This is a genomic window from Parvularcula maris (assembly GCF_024505085.1).
Classification (GTDB): domain Bacteria; phylum Pseudomonadota; class Alphaproteobacteria; order Caulobacterales; family Parvularculaceae; genus Parvularcula; species Parvularcula maris.
Genome location: NZ_JANIBC010000014.1, coordinates 37,290 through 62,976, shown reverse-complemented (window position 1 = coordinate 62,976; position 25,687 = coordinate 37,290). Strand labels below are relative to the sequence as shown.

General features: G+C 65.5%; 24 protein-coding genes. 7 read left to right on the top strand and 17 right to left on the bottom strand.

The features are described from left to right. Positions 1-780 (top strand): tyrosine-type recombinase/integrase (locus NOG11_RS12695; protein WP_256620143.1); only part of this gene is annotated, 780 nt, incomplete at its 5' end. Positions 781-911: 131 nt separating this feature from the next. On the opposite strand, the gene NOG11_RS12690 is transcribed toward NOG11_RS12695, so the two are convergent. The 7 genes from NOG11_RS12690 to NOG11_RS12660 form a co-directional block, all read right to left on the bottom strand. Beyond that, entirely contained in the window at positions 912-1,745 is an 834-nt protein-coding gene (locus tag NOG11_RS12690) for an MBL fold metallo-hydrolase (protein ID WP_256620141.1), read from the bottom strand. Then, complete coding sequence (locus tag NOG11_RS12685) at positions 1,742-2,521, bottom strand: TatD family hydrolase (protein WP_256620140.1); 780 nt, start codon at positions 2,519-2,521, stop codon at positions 1,742-1,744. Before NOG11_RS12685 ends, NOG11_RS12690 begins: the two co-directional genes overlap by 4 nt. Further along, positions 2,511-3,491: a DNA polymerase III delta subunit-related protein gene (locus NOG11_RS12680; RefSeq protein WP_256620139.1), complete on the bottom strand. Its 981-nt coding sequence runs from the start codon at positions 3,489-3,491 to the stop codon at positions 2,511-2,513. Before NOG11_RS12680 ends, NOG11_RS12685 begins: the two co-directional genes overlap by 11 nt. Before the next feature lie 7 nt (positions 3,492-3,498). Continuing rightward, positions 3,499-4,107, bottom strand: coding sequence for a dTMP kinase (gene tmk / locus NOG11_RS12675; RefSeq protein ID WP_256620138.1), 609 nt, complete (start codon positions 4,105-4,107; stop codon positions 3,499-3,501). After that, entirely contained in the window at positions 4,104-5,252 is a 1,149-nt protein-coding gene (locus tag NOG11_RS12670; RefSeq protein WP_256620137.1) for a D-alanyl-D-alanine carboxypeptidase family protein, read from the bottom strand. The genes tmk and NOG11_RS12670 overlap by 4 nt, the downstream gene beginning before the upstream one ends. Continuing rightward, positions 5,249-6,160 carry a septal ring lytic transglycosylase RlpA family protein gene (locus NOG11_RS12665; RefSeq protein WP_256620136.1) on the bottom strand — a complete coding sequence of 304 codons (912 nt, stop codon included), beginning with the start codon at positions 6,158-6,160 and terminating at the stop codon, positions 5,249-5,251. The genes NOG11_RS12670 and NOG11_RS12665 overlap by 4 nt, the downstream gene beginning before the upstream one ends. Positions 6,161-6,500: 340 nt before the next feature. Next, positions 6,501-7,610 (bottom strand): THUMP domain-containing class I SAM-dependent RNA methyltransferase, encoded by a 1,110-nt coding sequence (locus NOG11_RS12660; protein WP_256620134.1) that lies wholly within the window; start codon positions 7,608-7,610, stop codon positions 6,501-6,503. Positions 7,611-7,675: 65 nt separating this feature from the next. Between NOG11_RS12660 and NOG11_RS12655 the strand changes: the two genes are divergently transcribed. Next, complete coding sequence (locus tag NOG11_RS12655) at positions 7,676-8,704, top strand: acyltransferase family protein (protein WP_256620132.1); 1,029 nt, start codon at positions 7,676-7,678, stop codon at positions 8,702-8,704. Between the two features lie 23 nt (positions 8,705-8,727). Here NOG11_RS12655 and NOG11_RS12650 read toward each other — a convergent pair whose 3' ends face one another. From NOG11_RS12650 to NOG11_RS12630, 5 genes are all read right to left on the bottom strand, one after another. Further along, on the bottom strand, positions 8,728-9,171 hold the full coding sequence (locus NOG11_RS12650; protein ID WP_256620131.1) for a hypothetical protein: 444 nt from the start codon (positions 9,169-9,171) through the stop codon (positions 8,728-8,730). 60 nt (positions 9,172-9,231) lie between these two features. Beyond that, on the bottom strand, positions 9,232-10,338 hold the full coding sequence (gene prfB, locus NOG11_RS12645; protein ID WP_256620130.1) for a peptide chain release factor 2: 1,107 nt from the start codon (positions 10,336-10,338) through the stop codon (positions 9,232-9,234). A 238-nt stretch (positions 10,339-10,576) separates the two neighbouring features. Next, on the bottom strand, positions 10,577-11,647 hold the full coding sequence (locus tag NOG11_RS12640; RefSeq protein WP_256620129.1) for an ion channel: 1,071 nt from the start codon (positions 11,645-11,647) through the stop codon (positions 10,577-10,579). A gap of 46 nt (positions 11,648-11,693) precedes the next feature. After that, positions 11,694-13,502 (bottom strand): hypothetical protein, encoded by a 1,809-nt coding sequence (locus NOG11_RS12635; RefSeq protein ID WP_256620128.1) that lies wholly within the window; start codon positions 13,500-13,502, stop codon positions 11,694-11,696. A gap of 186 nt (positions 13,503-13,688) precedes the next feature. After that, the gene (locus NOG11_RS12630; protein ID WP_256620127.1) at positions 13,689-15,311 is read right to left on the bottom strand and encodes a SulP family inorganic anion transporter; all 1,623 of its coding nucleotides are present in this window, start codon (positions 15,309-15,311) and stop codon (positions 13,689-13,691) included. A 193-nt stretch (positions 15,312-15,504) separates the two neighbouring features. Between NOG11_RS12630 and NOG11_RS12625 the strand changes: the two genes are divergently transcribed. Next, positions 15,505-15,936, top strand: a complete 432-nt coding sequence (locus NOG11_RS12625; protein ID WP_256620126.1) for a beta-lactamase hydrolase domain-containing protein — start codon at positions 15,505-15,507, stop codon at positions 15,934-15,936. A gap of 257 nt (positions 15,937-16,193) precedes the next feature. On the opposite strand, the gene NOG11_RS12620 is transcribed toward NOG11_RS12625, so the two are convergent. The 4 genes from NOG11_RS12620 to NOG11_RS12605 all read right to left on the bottom strand — a co-directional run bounded on the left by NOG11_RS12620 (position 16,194) and on the right by NOG11_RS12605 (position 21,497). Continuing rightward, positions 16,194-17,939, bottom strand: a complete 1,746-nt coding sequence (locus NOG11_RS12620; protein ID WP_256620125.1) for a gamma-glutamyltransferase family protein — start codon at positions 17,937-17,939, stop codon at positions 16,194-16,196. 72 nt (positions 17,940-18,011) lie between these two features. Then, positions 18,012-19,715, bottom strand: a complete 1,704-nt coding sequence (locus NOG11_RS12615) for an ArnT family glycosyltransferase (protein ID WP_256620124.1) — start codon at positions 19,713-19,715, stop codon at positions 18,012-18,014. Continuing rightward, a complete protein-coding gene (locus tag NOG11_RS12610; RefSeq protein ID WP_256620123.1) occupies positions 19,712-20,497 on the bottom strand; it encodes a glycosyltransferase family 2 protein in 786 nt (261 codons plus the stop codon). The genes NOG11_RS12615 and NOG11_RS12610 overlap by 4 nt, the downstream gene beginning before the upstream one ends. Positions 20,498-20,552: 55 nt before the next feature. Then, positions 20,553-21,497 (bottom strand): SGNH/GDSL hydrolase family protein, encoded by a 945-nt coding sequence (locus tag NOG11_RS12605; RefSeq protein WP_256620122.1) that lies wholly within the window; start codon positions 21,495-21,497, stop codon positions 20,553-20,555. Positions 21,498-21,699: 202 nt separating this feature from the next. Between NOG11_RS12605 and NOG11_RS12600 the strand changes: the two genes are divergently transcribed. Beyond that, positions 21,700-22,416 (top strand): TMEM175 family protein, encoded by a 717-nt coding sequence (locus NOG11_RS12600; RefSeq protein WP_256620121.1) that lies wholly within the window; start codon positions 21,700-21,702, stop codon positions 22,414-22,416. Between the two features lie 34 nt (positions 22,417-22,450). Here the strand turns inward: NOG11_RS12600 and NOG11_RS12595 are convergent, their stop codons facing one another. Then, positions 22,451-22,726, bottom strand: coding sequence for an FAD assembly factor SdhE (locus NOG11_RS12595; RefSeq protein WP_256620120.1), 276 nt, complete (start codon positions 22,724-22,726; stop codon positions 22,451-22,453). A gap of 142 nt (positions 22,727-22,868) precedes the next feature. Here NOG11_RS12595 and fdxA point away from each other — a divergent pair, with 142 nt between their 5' ends. The 3 genes from fdxA (at position 22,869) to NOG11_RS12580 (ending at position 25,639) form a co-directional block, all read left to right on the top strand. Further along, entirely contained in the window at positions 22,869-23,210 is a 342-nt protein-coding gene (gene fdxA, locus NOG11_RS12590; protein WP_256620118.1) for a ferredoxin FdxA, read from the top strand. Positions 23,211-23,667: 457 nt separating this feature from the next. Continuing rightward, the gene (locus tag NOG11_RS12585; protein ID WP_256620117.1) at positions 23,668-24,357 is read left to right on the top strand and encodes a CarD family transcriptional regulator; all 690 of its coding nucleotides are present in this window, start codon (positions 23,668-23,670) and stop codon (positions 24,355-24,357) included. A gap of 265 nt (positions 24,358-24,622) precedes the next feature. Next, entirely contained in the window at positions 24,623-25,639 is a 1,017-nt protein-coding gene (locus NOG11_RS12580; protein ID WP_256620115.1) for a hypothetical protein, read from the top strand. Positions 25,640-25,687 lie beyond the last annotated feature (48 nt).

The window sequence follows — 25,687 nt, the reverse complement described above, 5'->3', positions numbered from 1 at the left end:
CAATGTTCGCTTCTCCCGGAAGCGAACATTGGCTATTTGATGAAGGACATGCTGCGCCGATACGGCAGGCGCCTCTACCTCCTCGAACGGCAACCATTCCCTAAGGCTTCGGGCGGCAAACCGTTCACCATGAGTGACGCTGCCAATCAGGAACCGCCGCGCCCTGCCTGGAACAAGGACCGGGCCGTGGGTCAGATGAAGCCTTTCGATCCCGAGGAAGCGCAGCATGTGCGCGAGTGCTTGGAGGTCGAGGCTCGGAAGACGCCGGCCCGGACGCGGGATCTGGCGCTGTTCAATCTGGGTCTCGACGCCATGTGCCGGGCGTCGGAGCTTCTTTCCCTCAAGGTCGAGCACATGACCGATCATCTCGGCCGCGTGGTCGAGGAGTTCGACGTGCTGCAGGAGAAGACCGGGCGCTCCAAGACGGTGACCCTGGGGCGCGAAGCACGGCACAGTCTGCAGATGTGGATCGACATGTCCGGCAAGGATGTGGGCGACTACGTCTTCACTTCCATCGGGCCGCGGCCTTCCGAGGGACCGCTTTCGCGCATGCAGTACTCGCGGCTGGTCAAGTCCTGGGCCGAGATGGCGCGGCTGGACCGTCGGCGCTTCTCCACCCACTCCATGCGCCGGACGAAGTCGTCGCTGATCTACAAGGAGACGAAGAACCTGCGCGCCTGCCAGCACCTTCTGGGACATAAGAGCATCGGTTCGACGGCGGAGTATCTAGGCGTGGACAAGCGCGAGGCGCTCGATCTGGCGAAGGATATTGAAATTTAAGTCCGTCATCCCGGAAAGCGCCAAGCGCTTATCCGGGACCCATGGACCATACTTTGTTCCCACCGGAAAGATCAGCTTGAGAGCGTACTGGCCATGGGTCCCGGATAGCCTTCGGCTTCCGGGATGACGGCTCAATTACATGCCTCCACCACCATGCCATCATAGGCAGGCTCGACATGCCCCGGTGTCTCGTCGGCGACGGTGCGGTAGTCCATCACCACGTGCAGATTCGTCAGCACGCCGCGTTCGCACCCTGCCCGCTCGATGAACTCAAGCGACTTCTCAAGATGCAGATGGCTGACATGGGGCTTGTACTGCAGCGCGTCGATGATCCAGGTGTGGGTGCCTTCTACGACCTCCCAGCTCTCCGGATAAAGATCGTTGACGTCTGCCGAGTAGGCGATCGGCCCTACCCGGAAGCCGTGGGAAGGCACGTTGCCGTGGTGCTGGAGGAACGGGATGCAGGGCAGCGGCCCAGACGGCCCCTCCACTGTGAAAGCCGCCCCTTCTGCCGGCAGCTCGCGGCGGTCGAGGATGGGCGGGTAGAAGCTACCCTCCGGCCTCTCGAAGCAGTAGGCGAAGCGCTTGGGTAGGTTGGGCGAGGTCACTTCGGATAGGTACACCGGGACACGCTGCATCCGGTTGATGGCCACCGCGCGTAGGTCGTCGATGCCGTGGGTCTGGTCGGCGTGGTCGTGGGTGATGGCGCAGGCATCCACATGGCCGATACCGTTATCCGTGAGCTGAAGACGCAGTTCCGGCGCCGTGTCGATGAGGAGGGTCGTCAGCTCGCCCTCGAAGCTGCCGTCCTCATGGGCGCGCTGGAAGACCACCGAGCAGCGGGAGCGTCGGTTTCTCGGCTCGCTCGGGTCGCAGTCGCCCCAATTGCCGCGTCCGTCTTCGCCGCCGATACGGGGTACACCGCCGGAGCTGCCGCAGCCTAGGATGATGGCGCGAACCTTCACGGCCGGGGCGCTTTATCGAACAGGTGGAAGAAGTTCTCCGTGGTCGCTTCTTCGATCTCCTCGACAGACACGCCCTTCACTTCAGCCAGCTTCTTCGCCACCTCGATGATGTAGGCGGGTTCGTTGCGGCGGCCCCTGTAAGGCACGGGCGCGAGGAAGGGACAGTCGGTCTCGATCAGTAGGCGGTCCATCGGCACGGCCTCGGCAAGCGCCCTCACCTCGTTGGCCTTCTTGAACGTCAGAATGCCGGAGAAGGCTACGTAGCCCCCCATAGCGAGACCCGCCTCCATCAGCTCGCGGCCCGATGTGTAGCAGTGCAGCAGGAGGGGGAAGATTTTGTCCCCATACCCCTCTTCCAGCATGGCCTGCATGTCGGCATCGGCCTCGCGGGTGTGGACGATGAGCGGCAGGCCGGTCCGCTGGCTCGCTTCGATATGGGCGGCGAAGACGCGGCGCTGATCCTCCCGCGGCGAGTACTCGTAGTGGTAGTCCAGGCCGCACTCGCCAATGCCCACGACGTCAGCTCCAGCCGCCAGCTCGATCAAGCGGTCAGCGGTCAGTTCGGCGAAGTCCTTGGCGTGGTGAGGGTGAACGCCGACGGACCGGGTGAACCGGTGATCCCGAGCGGCGATCCGGGCGATCTCCTCCGTATGCTCCAGCCGGTCGGAGATGAGCAGCATGGCCCCGATGCCTGCTGCATCCGCGCGCGCGAGAACCTCGTCGAGATCCTCCTCATAGCGCTCGCCGTGCAGGTTGACGTGGCTGTCAACGAACATGCCCTGCCCCCCTCATCGCGTCCCTAATCCGCATACCCGCGATCAGCGCCGTCTGGATGACGTCGGCGGTACCGGCGTTGCGAAATGTTCGGCGCGCCTCTTCATAGGCCGCAAGCCGCCTGCCCCGCTCGGAAGCTTCCATGCCAGGAGCGCTCAGTGCACGGCGGAGGCGGGTGAGGACGATCTCCCGCGCCTCCTCCGTCTGAAGCTCGGCCCCTTTTGCCGCGAACTTCCTGGCAGCGGTCTGAAGGTCGGCCTTGCCAGCGACGGCGCGTAGGAAGCTTTCGGCCAGCTTGGCGGCATCTTCGCCCTCGCTGAGCGACAGCTTGAGTGCCCTACCCGGCCTGCCCTCGGCGGCCTCGGCGAGCCTTGCCGCCTCTTCCTTGCTACGGTCCGTGCGCGAGACCAGCCACTCGGTCAGCGGTTCGGTCGCGACCGGCTTCATCATGATCCGCCTGCACCGGCTCGTCAGTGTGGGGAGGAGCTGCGAGGGCGACTTGGAGAGAAGGAAGATCGCCGTGCCCTTGGGCGGCTCCTCGAGGTTCTTGAGAAAGGCGTTGGCCGCCTCCCGGCCGAGCTCGTCGGCGAGGTCGATGACGACCGCCCGGCGACCGGTGATCGAGGCCTGCTGCAGGCGGTGGTTCGCTGCCCTGATCTGATCGACGCCGATCTCCTGGCGCAGCTTGCCGGTCTTCTCGTTCTCCTGCCGCCTGACGGTGACAAGGTCCGGGTGGCTGCCCGAGGTGATGAGGTTCCTCACCGCCGGGTCGCTCTCGCCCAGCCTCCCGCCGCCCGACAGAAGCGTCGCCGCCAACAGGAAGGCTAGGCTCGCCTTGCCAATGCCCTCCGGCCCGCTGATGACGAAGCCGCCGGTCATGGCGTCCCACTCGAGAAGCTGCTCGACGGCCAGGAGGGTGGAGGGGTGAGCGAGGAAGTCCTCGGTCTCTTCGGGCGGGGAAAGGGCGTCCATGGCGGCCCTATAGCAGACCAGGCAGCCTCGCGTTAACCGCCGCGCGGACTTCCTTTTCGACATCCTCCTGCGGCTGATTGGCGTCGATGCGGACGACGCGGCTCGGCTCGCGGGCGGCGATGGCGAGGAAGCGCTCGCGCACCGCCTGGTGGAAGTCGAGCCCCCTCGCCTCGAACCGGTCGGCGGCGCCGCGTTCGTTGGCGCGCGAGAGGCCCACTTCCACGGGGAGATCGAAGAGGAGGGTGAGGTCCGGCATCCTCTCCACCACCTTCTCGCGAAGCTGTGCGATCAAGGCCTCGTCGGCGCCGATCTGATAGGCCTCGGTCGAATCGCAGAAGCGGTCGCAGAGCACCACTTCGCCGCGCGACAGGGCCGGGGCGATCGTATGGCGGATGTGGGTGTCGCGGGCCGCGTTCATCAGCAGGGTTTCCGCCGTGGGCGACCAGTGATTGTCCTTATCCAGAAGAAGGCTGCGCAAGGCCTCCGCCCCCGGCGCGCCGCCCGGCTCGCGGGTCGTGGTGACGTCGCGGCCCGCTTTCTTCAGCGCCTTGGCAAGCGCCTTCACCTGGGTGCTCTTACCGGCGCCCTCGGGGCCTTCGAAGGTGATGAACGTCACGCGCCGTCGCTTCCGGGGGGCGTCAGGAGCTGCTGCAGGCCCAGCTGCACCTTCTTGAAGAAGCCCAGCCCCTTCACCTCACCCGCGGTATAGACGGGGTAGTCCCGCGTCGGCTGCCCCGGCATGGTCAGGGTCAGGACGGCCACCTGCTCACCCTCCTTGATCGGTGCACGGAGGGGACCTTGATAGGAGACCTCCGCTTCAGCGCCGCTCAAGGTACGCTTGTGGAGGAGGAAGCGGACCTCCTGGTCGATCCGCAGGGGAACGCTCTCCTCACGGCCCGCGAAAACATCCGCATAGCCCACGAGGTCGCCCGCCTCGAAGAAGGTCGCCTCGTCGAAGCTGTCGAATGCCTCGTCCATGAGGTCGATGGCGGCGGATCGGCGGGCCGCTTCGGAATCGAGCCCCGTGACCACGGCAATGCGTGCTTCACCGTCCCGCTCGGCCAGGCCGACAACGCCGTAGCCTGCCTCGTCCGTGTGCCCGGTCTTCATGCCCCGCGCGCCCTCCATGGCGCCGATCAGCGGGTTGCGATTGGATTGGGTGATCTTCGACCAGGTAAACTCGGGGATGGAGAAGATATAGCGGTACTCCGGATACTCGTACCAGATGTGCCGAGCGAGCTTGGCGAGGTCGCGCATGGACATGCGCTGCTCCGGGTGCGGAAGGCCTGTGGGGTTGCCGAAGCTCGACTGGTCGAGACCCCAGGCCTTCGCCCGCGCGTTCATCAGCTCGGCAAAGGCTTCCTCGCTGCCCGCGATGTTCTCCGCCACCACGATGCAGGCATCGTTCCCGGACTGAACGATGATGCCCTTGAGGAGGTTCTCCACGGTGATATCGGTGTCCACCAGCACGAACATCTTCGAGCCGCCCGTGCGCCACGCCTTCTCCGAGACGGTGAAGGGCGTCTCCGGCGTCAGCTTGCCCTGCTTGATGAGGTCGAGCACCACCGCTGCCGTCATCAGCTTGGACATGGAGGCGGGCGGCACAGGGGTATCGGCGTCCTTGCCGTAGAGGAACTCCCCGGAGGCGACATCCATGATGACGGCATGGCTCGCCTTGGTCCGCACCAAGCCTTCATTCTGGGCGAAAGCCGGGGCGGTCAGTGTCAGTAGGCTGAGGGCTGCGAGTGCAGTTCTCTTCAACGGGCGACCTCTTCCACGATATGCGCGTCGCCGAAGCCTTGGGTCTTGGCCTCTTCGAGCGCTTCTTGCGCCGAGAGAGGATGGCTGAACGGCCCCATCCGGACAAGGGTGAGCTGGGTCGGTCCGCTGTCCTTGATGTGCAGGCTCACGGGTTTGTCCTCGGGCAGGCGCGAGACGGCAGCGCGGGCGTTGCCGGAGGTCGAGAAGGCACCGATCTGCACGAAGAAGGCCGCGTTCCTCACCGGGTTCACCTTGATGCCGTCGAGAACCGAAGGGTCGAGATCGGCGAGGATGATGTCGGTCTCGGTGGGAAGCTGTGGCTCGCGCAGCGGGCTGAGGACCGGCGGTCTCGGCATAGCTGCGGCGAGGGACTGGCCTCGCTCGGCCTGGCCGACCTTCACGATGGCCTGGTCGAGCCTTGCCGGGCCGACATAGCGAACGCGGACATTCGCCACGCCCTTCGCCTCGGTGCCGAGGCGGCGGGCGGCCTCCTTGGAGAGGTCGAGGATGCGGTCGTTGGCGAACGGCCCGCGATCGTTGACGCGCAGGGTCAGCCGCTTGCCGTTGGCCGGGTTCGTCACCTCGACAATGGAGGGCAGAGGCAAAGTCGGGTGCGCCGCCGTCAGGCGGTTCTCGTCAAAGACCTCGCCATTGGCGGTCAAACGGCCATGGAAACCGGGACCGTACCAGCTCGCCCGGCCCACCTTGTCGTAGTCCGGCTCCGGCTTGGGCACATACCAGACGCCCTTCACCTGATAGGGCTTGCCAACTTTCTCGTGTGGGTTGGGCACAGGCTTCGAGGCGAACGGCCCCCTGCTCTGTTGGCCGCCCTTGTCGGGCGCGGTGGCGCAGGCCGCTGCCAGCGCGAGAAGCGAGAGCGCGAGGAGGCGCGGTGCGTTGAAACTCATATGCCGAAGAACCCTGCCTGAGGGGAGAGACCTGCCGCCTCCTTCCCAGGGGTAAGGTTAAGGCACGGTTGAAACCTAGGTCAACGAACGGTGAGGTAAGGTGGCGTTGTTCCCCTAGAAAAGAAGACGACGAACGAGATACCTTCCCACCGTCATCCCGGCCGAAGCGTAGCGTAGAGCCGGGACCCATGGCCTAAGCGGATCAGATTTGAAGCAACGTTTGTCCATGGGTCCCGGATAAGCCTAGCGGCTTTCCGGGATGACGCAGGAAGTATGTTAGGCGGACTACGTAGCCATCCTTCTTCTGACGCTCGGACGGCGGAAAGCTCTGCGTTCCGCTCTACACTGTCCCCTGCCAGAGTCGCACCTTGAGCCCGCCATGGGGCACGGGCGGGCCGGGCTCGAGCTTGAGGCCGGTGGCCTTGGCCAGCCGGTCGCTCTCGGTAATCAGCGCCACCCGCCACCCGGCGAAACGCTCGCGCAGTACCCCGCCGAAGGCGGCGTAGAGCGGTTCGAGCTCTCTGCCCGCCGAAAGGCGCTTACCGTAGGGCGGGTTGGTGAGGATCAGCCCCGGCGGTCCCTCAGGCGGCTCGATGCGGCTCACCTCCCGGACCATCAGTGCAACTCGGTCTGCCGCCCCAGCCCGCTCGGCGTTGGCAACCGCAGCCTCGATGGCCCCCTTGGCCCGGTCGCTGCCGACGATCGGCCCCGTGCCTCGCACTGTACAAGCCAGCGCCTTGGTCCGCGCTCGGTCGTAGGCATCGGGCCTGAAGCTGGCAAAGTTCTGAAACGCAAACCGTCGTCCCCGGCCTGGCGCCAGACCGGCAGCCATCTCCGCCGCCTCGATCAGGGTGGTCCCCGAACCGCAAAAGGGGTCCAGCAGTGGCAGCGACGGATCATACCCCGCTGCCCGCAGGAACAGGCTCGCCATGGTCTCGCGCAGCGGCGCCCCGGCCACGCTCTCCTTGAAGCCCCGCCGGTGAAGAAGCTCGCCCGAGCTATCGACGCTGACCCTGGCTTCGTTGCCGTCGATACGGACCAGGACCTTCAGCCCTTCCCCGGCAGCCTCCTCGGCGCCGGTCGGCTGGGCTGCCGCCTTCGCCACCCGCTCCTCGGCCGCACCGGTGTGATAGATGCGCGACTTGCGCGCGGCCGCTTCGACATGGAACGCCTGCCCCTCACGCAGAAACTCGCTCCAGGGCAGCTCCTTCGCCGCGCCGTGCAGCACGTTGAGGCTCGGCGCACGGAAGCAGCCGAGCCGCACTAGTATCCGGCTCGCCCCGCGCAGAAGAAGGTTCGCACGCCAGATATCAGGCCAAGAGCCGGTGAAAGAGACACCGCCCGGCTGACGCTTAGCCGCGCTCCAACCGTGCTCGCGCACCTCCTCCAGCAGCACGGGCTCCAGGCCCGGCGGGCAAGCGGCGAAAAGTTCGAAACGGCTCAGCGGCATAAAAACATCACCCGATAACGGTTTTCGCCCTAGATAGGCAGGGCGCGGCAGGGAAGGCCTTTGACATGGAGCGTATCAGGGAACTCGACGGGGTCAGGGCCATCAGCATCCTCGCCGTGCTGGCGGCCCACCTGCTCCCTCTAGGTCCCAGCCAGTGGGGGCTGAATTCTGTCTCCGGGTTCCTCGGGATGGCGCTCTTCTTCTGCCTGTCCGGCTTCTTGATCACTTCGCTGCTTCTCCGAGACGACCGCGCCGCACCGTTCCTCTTCAAGCGGATCGCCCGCATCTGGCCGCTCACCTTCGTGGTGGCGAGCGGCGCCTTTCTTTTCGGTACCGTGGAAGCGGACGAACTGGCACGCACGATCCTTTATACGCGCAACTACACGGTGAACGATGGCCAGGGGCTGTCGCCCTTTTGGTCCCTCTGTGTCGAGGCGCATTTCTACATCAGTATCGCCCTTCTAATCGCCGTATTCAGAAAGTCTGCGCTCTACCTTCTGCCCGTCGCCGCTGTCAGTTTCACAGGATGGCGCCTCTACACAGAGACCTTTGCCAGCGTGAACACGCATCTGCGGATCGACGAGATCCTGTCCGGCTGCATCCTGGCCCTGGTCATCACCCGCTATGACTGGGGCAGCCTTTCGGAGCAGACGAAGACCAGACTGTCGCTGCTGGTCTACCCTGCAGCCGCGCTGCTTCTCGCCACCTGTTTCGAACCGCTCATGCCGCTTGGGATTTTGCGCCCCTATGCTGCAGCGTTCCTGGTGGGCCTCTGCATCGTTGCGCCGCCCACCTACGCGTCGCTGATCCTCTGTTCGAAGCCCCTGGCCTTCATCGCGAAAATCTCCTTCGCCCTCTACGCCATCCATAGCCTGATGCGGATCGGCTGGTTCAGCGAGGGCGAGAAGTGGGAGGTCTACCTCCTCAAGCGGCCACTCACCTTCGCCCTGACCTTCGGTCTGGCCTGGCTGTCGACGGAGACGCTGGAGAAGTACTCGAACGAGTGGGCGCGGCGGATGGCGAAGAAGATTTGGCCGCCACGGAAGGTCACCGACGCCCAGGCCTCACCCGTGCCGGTGCAGCAGGTCTACTGACCACAGCCCTCATGAAGGGGCTATCAGTGCCGCAGGCGCTTTCGTCCGAGAAGAACCAACATGAGGAACAGACCGAAGCTGACCGCCAGATGGAGGAGCTTCGCGTTCAGTGCTCCGTAGTTCAGAAACATCAGGGCAAAGAGGATGTGGTAGAGAGCGATCAGGAACCACCCGCTCGTCTTCTTCAGGAGGCTGAGGACCCCGCCAATAAAGAGCACCGCCCCCATCAGCGCGCTGTAGCCGAAATAGCCCGGTAGCGAGAGGTCGATCAGCAGCGTTCCCGGATGCGCAGCGAGGAAGCCTTCGACCTTGGCCACCCCGTCCTGTAGCTGCGTCAGAACCTCCGGCGGCAGCTCCTCACCGCCCCACCGGCCCGAGGTCAGTGCAAGAAGAAGGCCCGCCCCCAGAAGGCGAAAGAACCCGTAGACGACGAAACCGAAGCTCAAGAGGTAGTAGAGGACCGCCATGGGAACCGCCGCGCTGCTGCCCGTCCAGCATGAACAAAAGGACAGTTCTGTGCAAGCGCCTTACTCTTCCCCCGCCACCCTCTGCGCCAAGGCCGCGGCCATGAAGCGGTCGAGGTCGCCGTCGAGCACCGCATCCGGCGAGGGGCTCTCCACCTGGGTGCGCAGGTCCTTGACCATCTGGTAGGGCTGCAGGACGTAGGACCGGATCTGGTGGCCCCAGCCGATGTCGGTCTTGGTCGCCGCCTCGGCGTTGGCCTCCTCCTCGCGCTTCTGCAGCTCGAGCTCGTAGAGACGCGCACGGAGCATGTTCCAGGCCTCGGCCCGGTTCTTGTGCTGGGAGCGCTGGGACTGGCACTGCACCACGATGCCCGTGGGCTCGTGGGTGATGCGCACCGCCGAGTCGGTAGTGTTGACGTGCTGCCCCCCTGCCCCAGATGCGCGGAACGTATCCACCCGGCAGTCGCTCTCATTGATCTCGATCTCGATCTTGTCGTCCACCACCGGGTAGACCCAGACGCTGGCAAAGGACGTATGCCGCTTAGCGGCTGAGTCGTAGGGGCTGATGCGCACCAGTCTGTGCACGCCGCTTTCGGTCTTGAGCCATCCGTAGGCGTTCAAACCCTTGACCATGATGGTGGCCGACTTGATGCCCGCCTCCTCGCCGGACTGCTCCTCCAGGACCTCCACCTTGTGGCCGTGCTGCTGCGCCCAGCGCGTGTACATGCGCAGGAGCATGTTGGCCCAGTCGTTCGACTCGGTGCCGCCTGCCCCCGAATGCACCTCGAGATAGGTGTCGTTGCCGTCCGCCTCGCCGGATAGCAGCGCCTCGAGCTCGGCCGCCTGCGCGCGCTTCGAGAGCTCTTTCATCGAGGCCTCGACCTCGTCCACGGAAGCACCGTCCTCCTCCGCCTCCGCCATCTCGGCCAGCTCCACGAGGTCCGAGCGCTCCTGCTCGATCTCAACCAATGCGGTGATGGCGTTCTCGAGCCGCGTGCGCTCCTGCATCAGCTTCTGCGCGCCCTGCGGATCGTCCCAAAGCGTCGGGTCCTCGGCCTTATCGTTCAGCTCCTTCAGCCGCGCCTGCGCCACGTCCCAGTCCAGGGACCGCCGCAAAAGCTCCAGCGAACGCTGGACCTGGTCGGAAGCATGAGAGATTTCAGCGCGCATGGGTCAGGGCCTTAGGTGGTGGCCCGCCCGGTTACGGGGTGCTGGTGGGGGATGCAAGGCGGGGAACGGGTTAGCAAGGCGCTCCATGCCGTAGGGCGGCTGCCTGCGTGATGATCGTCCGGGGCGCCAACGTTTCCGGCAGCCGCGTTGCCGCGGTTGCTCTCGTTGCATGCGGGCGCGGGCACCGTCTTGCCTTTATGCCAGCGCCATCGATGCGCACCCGCCCTACGCGTCCACCCTACTCCTCCGGCATCCATTTTCTGACCTGGTCCCACCAGCCCGGCGCGGTGGTGCGTTTGATGATAGCGGCGTCTAGGGTCTCTTCGATGGGTGAGTCTTTGGGGAGGACGATCGTCACCGGCTCCGGGTCGGCTTTAGTGGTGTTGATCCTTAGATTGAGGTTCATGTCGTTCGCTTTCACCCGAAGGGGCGGAGCGTTGTGGACGAAGAGATCGAGCTCGCCCTCCTCCACCGCCCGAAGTCCCGCCTCGAGGCTCGGCATGGCGCGTACGTCGAGACCTCTGGCGTCGAGATAGGCATAGGCACCCGTGCCCTCCGCCGCCCCAATGCTCCGGTCCCCGACGTTCGAGAGCGTGCTGCCCTCGCTCGAAAGGTCCATGGCCGAGACCACGGCGGCGGTGAGCGTCGCGCTGACGGCCAGACCGATCAGCATCCACAGCATCGCCACCGCCCGTCCTAGGAACGACCTCGGTGCCTTGTCGCCATAGCCGATGGTGGTGAGCGTCACCCCTGCCCACCAGAAGCCGTCGCCGAGCCCCTTTAGCGGGCTGCGGTGGAACTGGTCGCCATTGCTGGAGCGCTCGAGGAGCCAGATGATCGCGCCGATGACCAGGAGCAGCCCCGAGAGGTAGAGGATGATGCGCCCGAACTCCACCGACCACAGACGAAGCGCTGTCTTCACCACGGCGCTCTGGCGCTGCTCGGCGATACCCAAGGTGGCGGTGTAGAACGGAAAGCTGTAGTCCACCTCCGCCGCCATGGTCGGATCGGCCACCGCCGGTAGCCCCGCATCGAGCTCGCCGCTGGCCACGCGGGCGGTCAGCTCTCCGCGCGGCACTTCCGTGAGGCTGTAGGACAGCCCTGCTTCTTCGGCCGCTGTGCGCCAGACATTGACGGCAAGGCCCTGCCAGGTGCCGTCATCCTCCCGCCTGGCATAGGGCGGGTTGCTGACCACGCCGACGGTGAGCACATCGCCGGGCGGCGCGGCAGGCCCCTCCCCCTCGGCAGGGGGCTGGGCATGGGCCAGGGCGAACAGAGCGGCGAGGGCAGCAATCAGTCGGCAGGTCACACCCGGCTAAGGGGCGGCCTGCCGAAAGGTTCCCTCGCGAGAGCGCTTAGCGCCTACCCCGGCTCAGACCCTTGCCGCGAGCGGGCCGACGGCCCTTGGTGACCACCGTGGCGCCATGAATGTCGCTGCGCTCGGCGCCGGCATAGGGGTAGCCGCCGGGGGCGTTCTGCGGGCTGTCATCGACGCTGTTCGTCGAGCGCAGCACGCCAACCAGCCTGCCCGATGAGCCGCCGTTCAGGAGCTCGACAATGCCCACGCCGGGGCACGAGCCCTGGGCGGAGTGCTGGACCGAGACCGGCGCCGGGCCGCGCAGGGCGATCATCAGGTACTTGCCGTCCGGCGTGCGCTCCAGAAGGTCGGGCGCCGGGTCGTTCACCGGTAGCCCTGCATCATCGCGCACGGACTTCTCGAAGCAGGCGCCGAAGCCGCTGCCCTGCCCGTTGGCCGAGGTGAGGTCGTAGCTGGTCCTGGTGCCCGTCTGGGTGTCGAAGACCTCGACCACGTTCTGGATGCGGTCGACATTGTGGATGTAGCCGCCATCCGTCGTCACCGCCACGCCGTGGGCGTCGCGCCTTGTGGTCACGCCGGGAAGCTGGCCGCTGGTGTTGGCTGCCGGGCCGGACTGGTTGCCGCCGGTCGCGGTGTTGCCCGGATCGGCGAAGACGAGCTCGGGCGACGGCGAGTTGGGTAGGTTCGGGCTCAGCGAGAAGGCGCTGTCGTCGAGCTTGTACATGGTGAAGGTGGACCAGGTCGCCCCCGCCCCTGACGCCGAGACCCCGGCGTTGAGGAACATGGAGCCGTCCGCCTGGCCGCCGCCGCAGCCCGCGCCGTTGAGGACCTGGTTGTCGTACTCACCGACGATGGCCATCGGCGTCGCGTCGGTATTGGCCACGAGTAGTCCCCCGCCGCCCATGGTGATGTAGGCTTTGCGGTTCTCGGACGGGATGGGGCAGATGATGACGTTGTTCGGCCTGCCGCCAAGGGGGCTGTCGGGGCCTTCGGCGCAGCCGTTCTCCTTGCAGAAGCCGTTGGGGGTGAGGTCGGCGAAGGCCTGCTCGTCATAGGAGCCGGCCACTTCGCCGATCATCTTGCGTCCGTGGGCGTTCCTGCCGCGGAAGACCGTCGCCTCGGCGGTGATCTCCATGCCCTTGCCCACACCGAGCGAGGCGGACTTGTTGAAGGTCAGCGACTTGATCTTGCCCGATCCGTTGCGGGTTACGTCGATCCGCTCGAGCACCTTGCCGTTGAGGTTGGCGATGATCACCGCCGAGCCGGTCGAGTCCCAGAACGACATGTGCACCGAGCGCACATCCGTGCCGCCGCCGACATTGGTGCCGGTCACGCGGAAGAGGCCGACCGCCTCCTTGGTCTCGGTGTCGATGATGCCGACATAGCCGCCGCCCGGCGCGAAGATGTTGGCGGTGACGTAGCGGTTCTGCGGGTCGGGCAGCATGCCGTGCAGCCTGCCGAAACCGCTGAGGTCGCTCAGCCGGTTGCCCGTGGGCCGCCCGTCGGCGCCGAACTCGCGCAGGTCTTGCGGGAAGACCTCGAGAAGGTCGCAAGGGCCTACATTCCGCGGCGCGCGGCCGTTATTGTTGCGGGCGCAGGAGAGCGGCTCGGCATCGGGGCCGCCCGCCAGCTGCCGCTCGATGTCCCGGCTGTCCCAGATCCAAAGGTAGCTGCCGCGAAGCCCGTTGCCCGCGACGCCCGCCACCGAGTTCGACTGGTCGGACGCCCAGACCTCGTAGCCTTGGCCGCCCTCGCCCTTTCCAGGCTTGCCGGCATGGGCCGCACCCAAAGCCAAAGCCGTTGTTGCCAGGGCGAGCGGCGCGGCCGCCAGGAGTGATGTGCGCATGATAGATCCCCTTCCACGTCAGATGATGGAAGCGGTGTTAGAGAAGCTCACTCAGATGGCCAGAAGAGCCTGCAGTGTGCGGCGCACAAATTGCAGCTCGCCGCGTAGGGCGGACCGCGAAGCTTTCCGCCGTTCCCCAAGCGCTCGGGCCGCGCGGCGGATGGCTTCGCAATCCGCCCTACGGGCTCAGTGACCCGTATCGGTCCGCCCGACCCTCACCCCGTAATCGGCGGCGATGCCGTAGCGGGGGTCGTCCTCGGCGGGCTCGATGAGCTGGCCTGCCGTCGTCAGAAGCCGCTGGCAGTCGGGGGAGAGGTGCCTCAGCCGAAGGTCCTTACCCTGACGGGCGTATTTCTGGGCCAGGGCGTCGATGGCGGCGAGGCCTGAATGGTCCGCGACCCTCGCCTCGGCGAAGTCGATGACCACGTGCTCGGGGTCGCTTTCGGGCTCGAAGAGGCGGGCGAAGCTCTCGGTGCTGCCGAAGAAGAGCGGGCCTTCGACGCGGTAGATCTTGGTGTCGCCTTCCAACCGGGAGGTCACATGCATCTTGGTCGCCTGCTTCCAGGCGAAGACGATGGCCGAGACGATGACGCCCACGAGCACCGCGACGGCGAGGTCCTCCATCACCGTCACCACGGTGACGATGACGATGACCAGCGCATCGGATTTCGGCACACGGACGAGAATCTGCAGCGACTTCCAGGCGAAGGTGCCGAGCACCACCATGAACATAACGCCCACCAGCGCCGCCAGCGGGATCTGCTCAATGGGGGCGCTGGCAAAGAGGATGAAACTGAGGAGGAACAAGGCCGCCGCGATGCCCGAGATGCGGCGCAGGCCCCCCGACTTCACGTTGATCATGGACTGGCCAATCATGGCGCAGCCGCCCATGCCGCCGAAGAAGCCGGTGATGACATTGGCCGCGCCCTGCGCCGCGCATTCCTGAGAGGCGCCGCCACGCTCGCCCTTGATCTCGCCGACGAGGTTGAGGGTGAGGAGGCTCTCGATCAGGCCGATGGCCGCGAGGATCACCGCATAGGGCAGAATGATCTGCAGCGTTTCCAGGTTGAACGGCACTTGCGGAATGGCGAAGGGCGGCAGGCTTCCCTCGATTGAGGCGAGGTCCCCCACCCTCGGCACGTCAATGCCGAAAAGGATGACGATGGCCGCGACGATGCCGATACCGGCAAGCGGCGCGGGGATCGCCTTGGTGACCTTCGGCAGGCCCCAGATGATCGCCATGGTCAGGCCGACAAGGGCCAGCGAGACGATGAGCTGCGTGCCCGCCATCCACTCGTGACCGCCATCCTCGGTGGGCAGGCGGAACTGCTCGAGCTGGGCCAGGCCGATGACGATGGCGAGGCCGTTCACGAAGCCCAGCATCACCGGATAGGGCACCATGCGAATGAACTTGCCCCACCTGAGCGCCCCCGCGATCAGCTGCAGAATGCCCATCAGGACGACGGTCGCGAAGAGGTACTGAACCCCGTGGGAGCTGACGAGCTCGACCATGACCACGGCCAGCGCGCCCGTCGCTCCGGAAATCATGCCCGGCCGACCGCCGAACACTGCCGTCACCAGCCCGACGATGAACGCCGCGTAGAGCCCCACCAGCGGGTGCACCCCTGCGACGAAGGCGAAGGCCACGGCCTCGGGCACCAAGGCCAACGCCACGGTGAGCCCTGCCAGCACCTCGGTCTTGAGGATGCCGGGCGTCAGCTTGGAGTAGTCCTGCGCCGCCGCTTGGGCATAGCTGCGAACGGCGGAGAAGCCGTCCGCGAACAGGGTCGCGGTGGTGTTCGAGGTCATGGTCTGCCCACGGTCTGTGATCCGGAAGCGGCGCCCCTAGCCTCTTTTGTGCAGCGCAGCAAGTTTCCCGCGAGGCAGGAGAGGTTTGGCTAACCTTCCCTTGCGCGGGCGACGAGAAACCCCTTCGCCGCGTAGCCCGCCCGGCAACTTTTCTTCGCTAGAACTCGAAGATGAAGACAAAGGAGTGACGACGATGCTTGGTCCCTTCCCCTATGACGGCAAGTACCGGATCGCGGGCAGTCTGACGCCAGCGGACATTCCGACGCTGAAGGAGATGGGCATCACGCTGGTCGTCAATGCGGGACCCGACCACGAAGTGCGCGGCGGACTGACATCCCACGAGCTGCGTCACCTCCTAAGCCAAGCAGGCATCATGTTCGCCGACATCCCCTTCACCCTGGCCGAGCTGACATCGGGCCATGTCGACACGTTCCTGACGGTGGCGACCCCGGCGAGGAAAGTGCTGGTGGCGTGCGCCGACGGCGAGCGTAGCGCGACGCTGCTGGCGGCGGCGGATCTGAAGGCGGGGAAGCTGCCCGGCGCGGTTGCGGAGAAGGCCAGTGCGGCGGGGTTCAAGCTCGACGATACGATTGCAAGTTTGGTTCTTACACGAGAAGCCGCCTAGTTGCGTAACTGCGTGAGTATGCGAACTCCGATTTCAATCATAACAGCGTACGCTGGATAGATAGCAGCGTATGCAAGTTCGGGAAGCGCTAGCTCTACGTAGCGCACTATCCATTCACCCCCGCCTAGATCAGCGCGGTTAGATAAGAACTCGTCGAATCCAATGAGGATCGAAGTAAGTTGAAGTAGGAACGCGACCAACAGAGTAACTTGCGCACTGGTCGCCAAATGCCGCGCCGTTGCCCATGCCAACATCTCTCAATACCCCGCCACCGTGCCGTCTTTCCTCATCTCCGTCGCGCCCACATACACCCCGTTGTCCTGCCGCATGATGGCCTGGTAGCCGCCGAAGAGGATGCCGTTGTCCGACACCTCGACGTTGTGGCCTAGCGCCCTCAGCGCCTCCACCGTCTCGCTCGGCACGCCGGGCTCGACGCTGAGGACGCCGTAGGGGCGCTTCTCGTTCAGCATGCCGACGGGCCTCGCGCCGCCATTGTGATTGAAGCGGGCAGCATCGCCCGCCTCCTGGAGGTTCATGCCGAAGTCGAGTATGTTGACGAGCACCTGGACATGGCCCTGGGGCTGCATCGCCCCACCCATGAGGCCGAAGCTGATCCAGGGCTTGCCGTCCTTCATGGCGAAGGCTGGGATGATGGTGTGGAAGGGCCGCTTGCCAGGGGCGTAGACGTTGGGGTGTTCGGGGTCGAGGCTGAAGAGCTGGCCTCGGTCCTGGAACATGAAGCCCAGCCCGTCCGGCACCAAACCGGACCCCATGCCGCGATAGTTGGACTGGATCAGCGAGACCATCATGCCGGAGCTGTCCGCCACGGTGAGGTAGGTCGTGTCGCCGTCGCTCTCGAAGGGGCCGCCGGGGCCGGGGTTCTCCAGCGCCCGCTCTTGGTCGATGAGGGCGAAGCGCTCCGCTCCGTACTCGTCCGATAGAAGCTCTCTGGGAAACTCGGACGTCTCCGGGTCGGCGTAGTAGCGGGCGAGGTCCTCGAAGGCCAAGCGCTTGGCCTCCACCATCAGGTGGAAGAGCTCAGGACCCGCCCGGTCCATGGAGGCGAGGTTCGCGTTCTTCAGGATGTTGAGCATCTGCAGCGCGGCGAAGCCCTGACCGTTGGGCGGCAGCTCGCAGAGCTCGGCGCCTTTGTAGGAGACGCAGGCAGGCTCGACCCACTCGCCTTTGTGGGCGGCCAAATCCTCGTAGCGAAGCGCCCCGCCGATGCGCTTCATGTAAGCGTCCATGGTCCGCGCCAGCTCACCCTCGTAGAACGCCTTGCGGCCCTTCTTGGCCAGGGTGCGGTAGGTTTTCGCCAAATCAGGGTTTTTGAACAGCTCGCCTGCCTTCGGTGCGCCGTTCTCAAAATAAGTGGCGCGGGCGTTGTCGAACTCTTCGATCTGCTCTTTGAGACCGTCCTGCTCGAAGCGGGCGAGGTTCATCTCGAAATAGCGCGCGATGACCGGGCTGACGGGGAAGCCGTCCTCGGCATACTGGATGGCCGGGGCGAGGTTCTTCGCCATGGAACGCCTGCCGAAGCGCTCATGGAGGGCGAACCATCCGTCCACGGCGCCGGGTACGCTGACCGGCAGCGAGCCGAAGGGCGGAAGGCCATCGGCCTCGCTCAGACGCTCCTTAAGCTGATCGTAGGAGAGCCCCATGGGCGACCGGCCCGAGCCGTTATAGCCGTAGAGCTTCTCGGTCTCAGGGTCCCAAACGATGGCGAAGAGGTCGCCGCCGATCCCGTTGCCCGTCGGCTCCATGAGGCCCAGCGCTGCGTTGGCGGCGATGGCGGCGTCCACGGCAGAGCCGCCATCCTTGAGCACGTCCAGCGCGACTTGGCTCGCCAGGGGCTGAGCCGTCGCCGCCATGCCGTTCTGGGCGTAGACGGGGCTGCGCGACCAGGCCTCCCCGACGGGGCGGCCTCCCGGCCCGAGTTCCTGGGCGTCAGCCATGGTGAGCGCTCCGGCCAGACCGGCGATCAAGGTGAGAAGTGCTCGCATGCTCGTTCCTCCGCATGGCCAAGGGTTTAGCCCGCCCCCTCCACGGCCCGCAACGCGGCCAAGCAGCAGCCCTCAGAGCCTGCCTTGCCTCGTGTCGCCCAGCCTCAGCGGGCTGTCCTCGGCGACGAGGAGCTGCAGCTCCATCGCGCGGCCCTTGGAGACGTTGGTGCCCCGGACCGTGCCGAGGGACCGGACCGGTCTGCCATAGGCTGCGGTGAACGTCTCCATCTCGCGGGCCTCCACCACGGCGAGCCCGCAGCGGCGGTTGCGGCGGAGGAAGGCCGCTGCCCCCTCCCCGTCCGTCAGCTCCGTCTTGGTGCCGAGATAGAAGACATTGGAGGGCTCGCGGTAGCCGGCGGTGGCGGCGTTGATCCGCTCGCATCCCTCGATCCGCTGGGCGATCTGCCAGATGCCGTGCGAGGGCCACATGGGTTCGAAGCGCGGCAGCGCGACCCCGCCGAAGACGGCGTAGAAGGCCACGATGGGCAGCGCGGCGTAGGTCGCCCCTGAAAAGCTCGGCTTGCGGAGAAAGAGGATGCTGGCAAGCGCTGCGGCGATGAGCGTGCCGATGGTTGCCCAGATCCAGACGGTCATCTCACCCTCGAGGTCCTGAACACCGTACCAGAGCCCCCCGGCGAGGGCGGCGCAGCCGAGGATGAAGATGAGCAGGAACAGTCCGTGCACCAGCTTCCCGCCGAACCCCGAAAGAAGCCTCGGCGCCTCCTTGACCCCCAGCCCGCAGAGAAGCGCCAGCGCTGGATAGACCGGCAGGACATAGTGGGGAAGCTTGGTGCCGACGATCTCGTAGACGACGAAGAACGGCACCAGCCAGCTCAAAAGGAACACCATGGCGGGCTCGCGGCGCCTGACCCAGGCAGCGGCGACGCCGAGCCCCAGAAGCGCCGTCCCCGGCCAGAACATCACCGCCAGCATGGAGGTGTGGTAGAAGGGCCAGCCGCCGTGGTCGTCATCCCCCTCGGCCACTTTACCCAGGAAGGCGTGGCCGACCGATTCGCGCAGGAACTCGCCCTCGGTCTGGAAGGTGATGAGGGCGATCCAGGAGAACCCGACCAGGGCGAATACCAGGAGGCCGGGCAGCGGGCGGAGCCGCCGCAGCGCGCGCCAGTCCCTGGTGAACGCCACATAGAACAGGATCGTCAGCACCGTCATGATGCTGATGATCGGCCCCTTGATCAGCACCGCCAAACCGTTCGCCAACCAGAAGACCAGCGGCCAACCCCTGAACTGGCGCGCGGGCGATCCCTTGGGCTGCACGAGGATCTGAAAGAGCGCAAGGCTCGACAGCGTGCCCGTGAGCATCAGCATGCTGTCGGTCTTGGCCATGCGTGCATCCGCGCCCGCGAGGAGGGTCAGGGACAAGAGAACCCCGGCGAGTGCGCCCGCCGCGCCGCCAAAGGCCCTGGCCCCGATCATCGCCGTGACGAGGCTGGTGAGGAGGACGCCGAGAAAGCTCGGTATGCGGTAGGCACCGATGGGCGCGTCCGGCCCGCCGAAGGGTTGGGTTGATGCCACCTGCATCCAGTAGATGCCCGCTGGCTTCACATAGCGGGGGTCCTCTTGGAAACGGATGTCGACATAGTCGCCGGTCTCCATCATCTGGGTCGCGGCCTGGCTGTAGCGGGCCTCGTCGCGGTCGGTGACCGGCATGGTCCACTGGCCGGGGAAGAGCGCGAGGGCGCAGATCCATAGGACGAACAGCCCCTGTGCGATGCCCAGCTTGCCTGCCGGGCGGAAGCCTGTGCCGAGCGGGGTCATGCCTGCCTCGCGGTTTCTTGCACGTCGCTGCCATAGCCGATGGGAGCGGATAGGGATTGCGGCGGGAAGAGGAGCTCCTGGGACGGAATGTGCGTCCGCTTCATCAGCCACTTCACCCCGAGGAGGTCGAAAAAGCCAGCCGCCGCCCGGCCGATATTGGAGTATTTCGACGTGCCCGCCGCCCTCGGACGGTTGGTCACCGGCACCCAGCGCCCCTCATAGCCGAAATGCTTCGTCCACGCCGGAAAGTAGCGGTGCAGGCTGTCATAGAAGGGCATGGCAAGGAACAGCGCCCTAGGCATCAGCTTCAGACCGCAAGCGGTGTCGGGGCAGTCGTCGTGCAGCATCTTCTTGCGCAGACCGTTGGCGAGGCGCGAGGCGATCCGGCGGCTGTCGCCATCGGTCCGGTTCTTGCGCCACCCGCCGACGAGGCCGACCGTGCCGACCGTGCTCAGGTCCACTTCCCCGCTCATCCTCAGAAGGTCCGCCGGATCGTCCTGACCGTCGCCGTCCATGGTGCCGAACCAGAGGGTACGGCAGGCAAGGGCTCCGGTCCTGATCGCCGCCGACTTGCCTGAGCGGCTCGGATGGGTGATGACGGTCAGCCGGTCGCTCGCGACCTTCCGCGCCGCCTCGCTGGTGGCGTCGCTGGAGCCGTCATCGACGACGATGACGCTTGTGCCCGCCGCTTCTGTCACGGCTAGCGCCTCCTCCACCACCGCCGCGATGTTCTCCGCCTCGTTAAAGCATGGAATGACGATGGTGAAGGCAGGGCTGCTCATGGGAGCTCCGGAGAAACGCTAGCCAGGGGCATAGCGAAAGCTCCGGATCATGCAATCAGCCGCGACTGGCCTTCCGGCGCAGACCGGCACCGATCACGCCGGACGCGAAGAGAAGGGCTGCGCCCGGCAGCGGCACCTCGGACGAGTCGATCAGCGCCGCCTCGATCTCGAACGCCACCAGGCGCTGGATGGCCGTTGTGGTGTGGACCGGATCGAACAGGACGAAACCGTCGCACACCGGCGAGGCGCCGGGAACTTCGATGCAGGACGTGCCGAACAGGCTCGGGTCGAAGCCGAAGGACAGGGGGTCGGACAGTATTTCCGTGAAGAGCTCGTTCCTGTCCACCAGCACGAAGTCCGTTCCCGTGCTCATGGTGAGGTTCACCAGAAGCTCGCTCAGCGCTGCGTTGTAGGCCGCGCCGGTCTCTCCGCCGCCGAAGACGTTGGAGACGGCGACCCGCTCGGCCCCGGCCGCGGCGAGGCGCGAGAGCTGCGTCTCCATGATCGGGATAGCCTGCGCGATCAGGTCCGGTCCGGTGACCAACCCTGCGCTGAGCGCGAGGAAGTCGTTGCCGCCTAGGCCGACATAGAAGTCCGTGCCGGCCTCGATGGCGCCGCGGGCGAGATAGGCGCTGACCTGATCCTCGAAATCCGGAATGGTGGTGGGTAGGCCGCCGGGAACCTGGTTCACATCCGTGATGATCGCGGCTCCGCCGAAAGCGAAGTTATCCCCGCCATCGAGGAAGCTCGTCGTGAGCGAGCCGTTCAGCGTCTGGTTCACATAGTCGGCCGCCACGGGGCCGTTGGAGAAACGCCCCATGAAATAGCCGAGCGCAGGGGGTGTTGGGTCCGGTAAACCGGCCAGCGCAGAGGCAAGTTGCGCCGAGCCCGCGTCGGACAGGCTGTCGCCGAACACGACGAAAGGCGCTGCCAGCGCCGAAGGGGCGGACAAAAGGGTCAGTGCGGCAGCGCCGAGGGCTGCCTTCCAGGTCTTGATCACGAACGTTCCTCCTCGTTTTGGAACGTTCTAGGAACCGCCCGGACGCGGCCTCAACCGATGAAGGCACTCCTCCCGCAAAGGTGATCCTCGCCTTCTGCAGCGGCCTCCTGTTTTCAAGGAGCTGTCGGAAGCGAGGCCGTCTTTCCTTCGGAGATGCTCCTGTTTAGCCTTCGTCATGTAGCGGGCAGACCGGGGGCTTGCGGTGCTGAGGCAAGAGCTGAGTCGATCGGTCGATCACGACCCTGATTTCGAGTGGCGAGGCACCGACGTCACGCGCATCGAGAACCTTTCCGACATCGTCTTCGCCATCGCGTTCGGCATGCTGATCATGAGCGGCGATGCACCTCGCACCTTTGAAGGGCTGAACCGGTTCCTCCTGAGCCTCGTCCCCGTCACCTTCGCCTTCATCATGATGATGCAGATCTGGAACGCCCACTTCCTCTTCTTCCGCCGCTATGCGCTGGCTGACCGGGGCGTGGTGTTCCTGAACGCCGCGCTTCTTCTACTGGTGCTGGTGATCGCCTACCCGCTGCGCTTCATCTTCGATTCACTCTACGGGTTCATTCTCTACCAGTTCGGGTACGAGGACTACGTGACCGATCTGCGGGTCAACTACAGGCGCGCTAGCATCATCATGGGGTACTTCACCGCCGGTTACGCGCTGGCGGGACTACTGATCGCGGCGCTCTACGCCCATGCGCTGCGAAAGGCGGAGATGCTTGGCCTCACCGACCGCGAACGGCAGCTCACCAGGGTGACGATCTGGATCGTCGGTATGGGTGCGGCTTGGGCACTCCTCTCGTGCATCCTCGCGCTCACCACGCCGCTCGGTGCTTTTGCGGGCTTCTTCATGAACGCGACGGCGATCACCTCGCCGCTGATCAGGAGGCGAATGAAACCCAAATCGCGCGCTGCTTGAAGCCTGTACCACCTTGGCGAAGGCAGTCGGCTGCCTAGCGGGGCATCTCGGCGGCGACGTCGAAGGCCTGCATCTTCTCCAGCACCGGGCCCTTGTAGTTGTCCGGTGCTTCGGCCCTGCCGATGATCCAGCCGTAGAGCTCCTGATCCGGGACTTCGAGAAGAAGGCGGAACTCCTCCGTCTCCTCCTCGCTGAGACCGGCCAAGTGCTTCTCGGCGAACTTGCCGACCACGATGTCCGCCTCCTTGAAGCCGCGATATTTGGCGCGGTAGAGGAGGCGCTTCTTCTCGTCGCTCAGTTCTTCTGACATGGTCACTCGCATAAAGGGTTTGACGCCGGGCCGCGCTGCGACCCATTTGCCACTGAAGTCCCCTTTGGCAAGCCGGGTGCTTGCCAGCGAAGGCCACCCGCACCATACCCGCTAGTTCGAAGTCCCCGAAGGAGCCCCGCCCGTGACCTATGTCGTCACCGACGCCTGCATCGCCTGTAAGTATACCGACTGCGTCGAGGTCTGCCCCGTCGACTGCTTCTACGAGGGCGAGAACTTCCTCGTCATCAAGCCCGAGGAGTGCATCGACTGCGGCGTCTGCGAGCCCGAATGCCCCGTCGACGCCATCAAGCCCGACACCGAGGACCCCGACGGCAAATGGCTCGAGATCAACACCAAATACGCCGAGAGCTGGCCCAACATCACCGTCGCCAAGGAGAAGCTCCCCGAAGCCGACAAGATGGCCGATGTGGAGAACAAGCTAGAGACCCATTTCAGCCCCAACCCCGGCGAGGGCGACGTCTAGGCGGTGTTCTGCACCAGTAGGTAGTCTCCGAACGGGGCTTTGTTTTTTCTGAGAGCGACGCCGGAACGGGAAGGCACCCGACCGGGTGTCCGGGCCGCATGGCACGCCCCGCCGGAGCGCCTTCGGCGCGTGAGGCAAAGGTTACAGACAAGAAGCTGGTAACCCTTGGAACTTTGTGCTATGCACACCGGATGATGACTGGGCGCGCGGCAGAGGCGACCCTCGTTGCCGAAAGGCACGCTGGGGTCGTGTTGGAAACTCTCCCGAACCTTAGGGTGAACAGGTCTCGGCAGGTTCGCGTAGGAAGAGAGGATCACGACTTTGCCGCTCCAGTCAACCGCCCCTCGCGCGGAACACCAACAGGTTTTCGGCAGTCTCTACGCCCTGCCCGCCAGGCCGTAGCAGCCCGCTGACCCCCTGCTCTGCACCCCCGCGACTGATAATTGAGAAGGCAAACGTGGCAACATCGAACACAGCGAACGCTCTGAAAGCGATCAAGGTCGCTCCCGCCCAGTCCAAGGCCAAGAAGGCCGAGGCCGAAGGCGAGAAGCCGAAGATCGCACCGGCTCCCCTCCGTCCGGCCCTGAAAGTGGCCAAGCGGGCCGAGGCCAACCGCGACAAGAACCAGAAGTTCAAGGTTGACACCAACATCATCTACCCCGCCCACGGCGTCGGCTACATCACCGAGATCGAGAAGCAGGAGATCGCCGGGATGGAGATCGAGCTGTTCGTGATCGAGTTCGAGCACGAGAAGATGAAGCTTCGCGTCCCCGTCGCGAAGGCCGCTGCCGCCGGCATGCGCAACCTTGCCACCGCCAAGCGCATCGACGAGATGATGACCCTCATCCAGGGCAAGCCGCGCATCAAGCGGACCATGTGGTCCCGCCGTGCCCAGGAGTACGAGGCGAAGATCAACTCCGGCGACCTGCAGGCCGTCTGCGAGGTGGTGCGCGACCTCTTCCGCCCCGCCGACCAGCCCGAGCAGTCCTACTCCGAACGCCAGCTCTTCGAGCAGGCCCGCGAGCGCTTCGGTCGCGAAGTCGCTGCCGTGCGCAAGAAGGATCTCGACGCCGGTATCGAGGAGATCATGAAGAACCTCGAAAAACGCGCCAAGGCCGAAGCCAAGGAAGCCAAGACCGAAGAGTAAGCATCGCTCGCGATCGGCGTAGGCCGGCAAGAACGAAGCCGCTCGGGAAACCGAGCGGCTTTTTTCTTTGCTGGGTGGGGGCGATCGAAGAGCAACGCTTGGTCATCGAACGCCCTCACCCCAAGCCTACTGACATAGCCTTCGACCTTTCCCGGAGGGAGAGGTGAGTCGGTACTCGTCGTCCGGATGGTGCTCAGACCGAACACCGCCCGTTGCGAACGCCGCGTTTGCGCAGCAGGATGACCGCTTTTCGGAGGAACGAGCCTTGGCCGACAATGAGGCGGCGTCACCTAGGAAGGTAGCCTACGAACCTGCCGCGAAGGCAGCCGCCGCTACGAGACGGATGGTGGAGGCCTGCGGCAGGCACCCCTTCGCCACGGGTCTGTTCGCGCTTCTCGGTATCTTCGGCCTGGTCTTCTCCTTCTACACTTACGGCGTCGATCGGCAGGAGAGCGCCGAGGGTACCAAGCAGATCGAGGCCCTGGACGCCGCCATCGAGGAAGTGCGGCAGGAGGTGGCTCGCCAGGACCCTGGCCGCCGCGATGCCGGGCTCGCTGACCCTCTCATCATTGAGGTCAGGGACGTGATCGACAACGTCACCTTCCAAGCCGCCGAGGAGAGCCTGGCCAGGCTGGAGCTGTCGGCCGACGACGCGACCTCCTGGATGGAGCGGATCGAGGCGGAGGAGCGGCACTTCTCTTCGACCCCCGACCTCTGGTTCACCCTCCGCTCCCCTGCGGACAGGAACTTCGTCCAGCTCGCGCCCTACCTTCTCATCGACGTGCAGCAGGTCTCGCGTCTGGCTCCGGACAAGCTCGCCGCGATCTTCGACGGCGGCCGGGGCGCGGAAGGAGCGGTGCGCGAGTTCGACGGTGTACTCCTACCGCAAGAGGGACTGCAGGCAGCGCCGCTCATGGACGGCGAAGGCGGCTATGCCGGGGCCGACTACCTCACCCTCTCCCCCGGTGAGATGGAGGAGGCGTTCCTGACTCTCGGTTTCGTACCCGGCTATGTCTACCGGTTCCGGATCGGGGTGCAGTGGCGCTTCGATGGCCGGGACGGGGTGAGCTGGCTGCCGGGCAGCTACCTTCGCGGCGTCCCTGCCGAGCCGCTGCCCGTCTACGACTACACATCGAGCCGTTTCGTCCGCCGCATGCACCCTGATGCCATGAGCGACGGCGGGCCGGTCCGCGCGGAAACCCTTCGCGAGCGCAGCGCCGCCCATGCCGAGCAGGTCGCGGGGGCTAAAGTCTTCACCCCGCCCTCCCCGTCCGAGCGCTGAGCCGCTGCATTTCTCCTGACGGAGTTTCCGGTCGCATCGCGCCTCTCT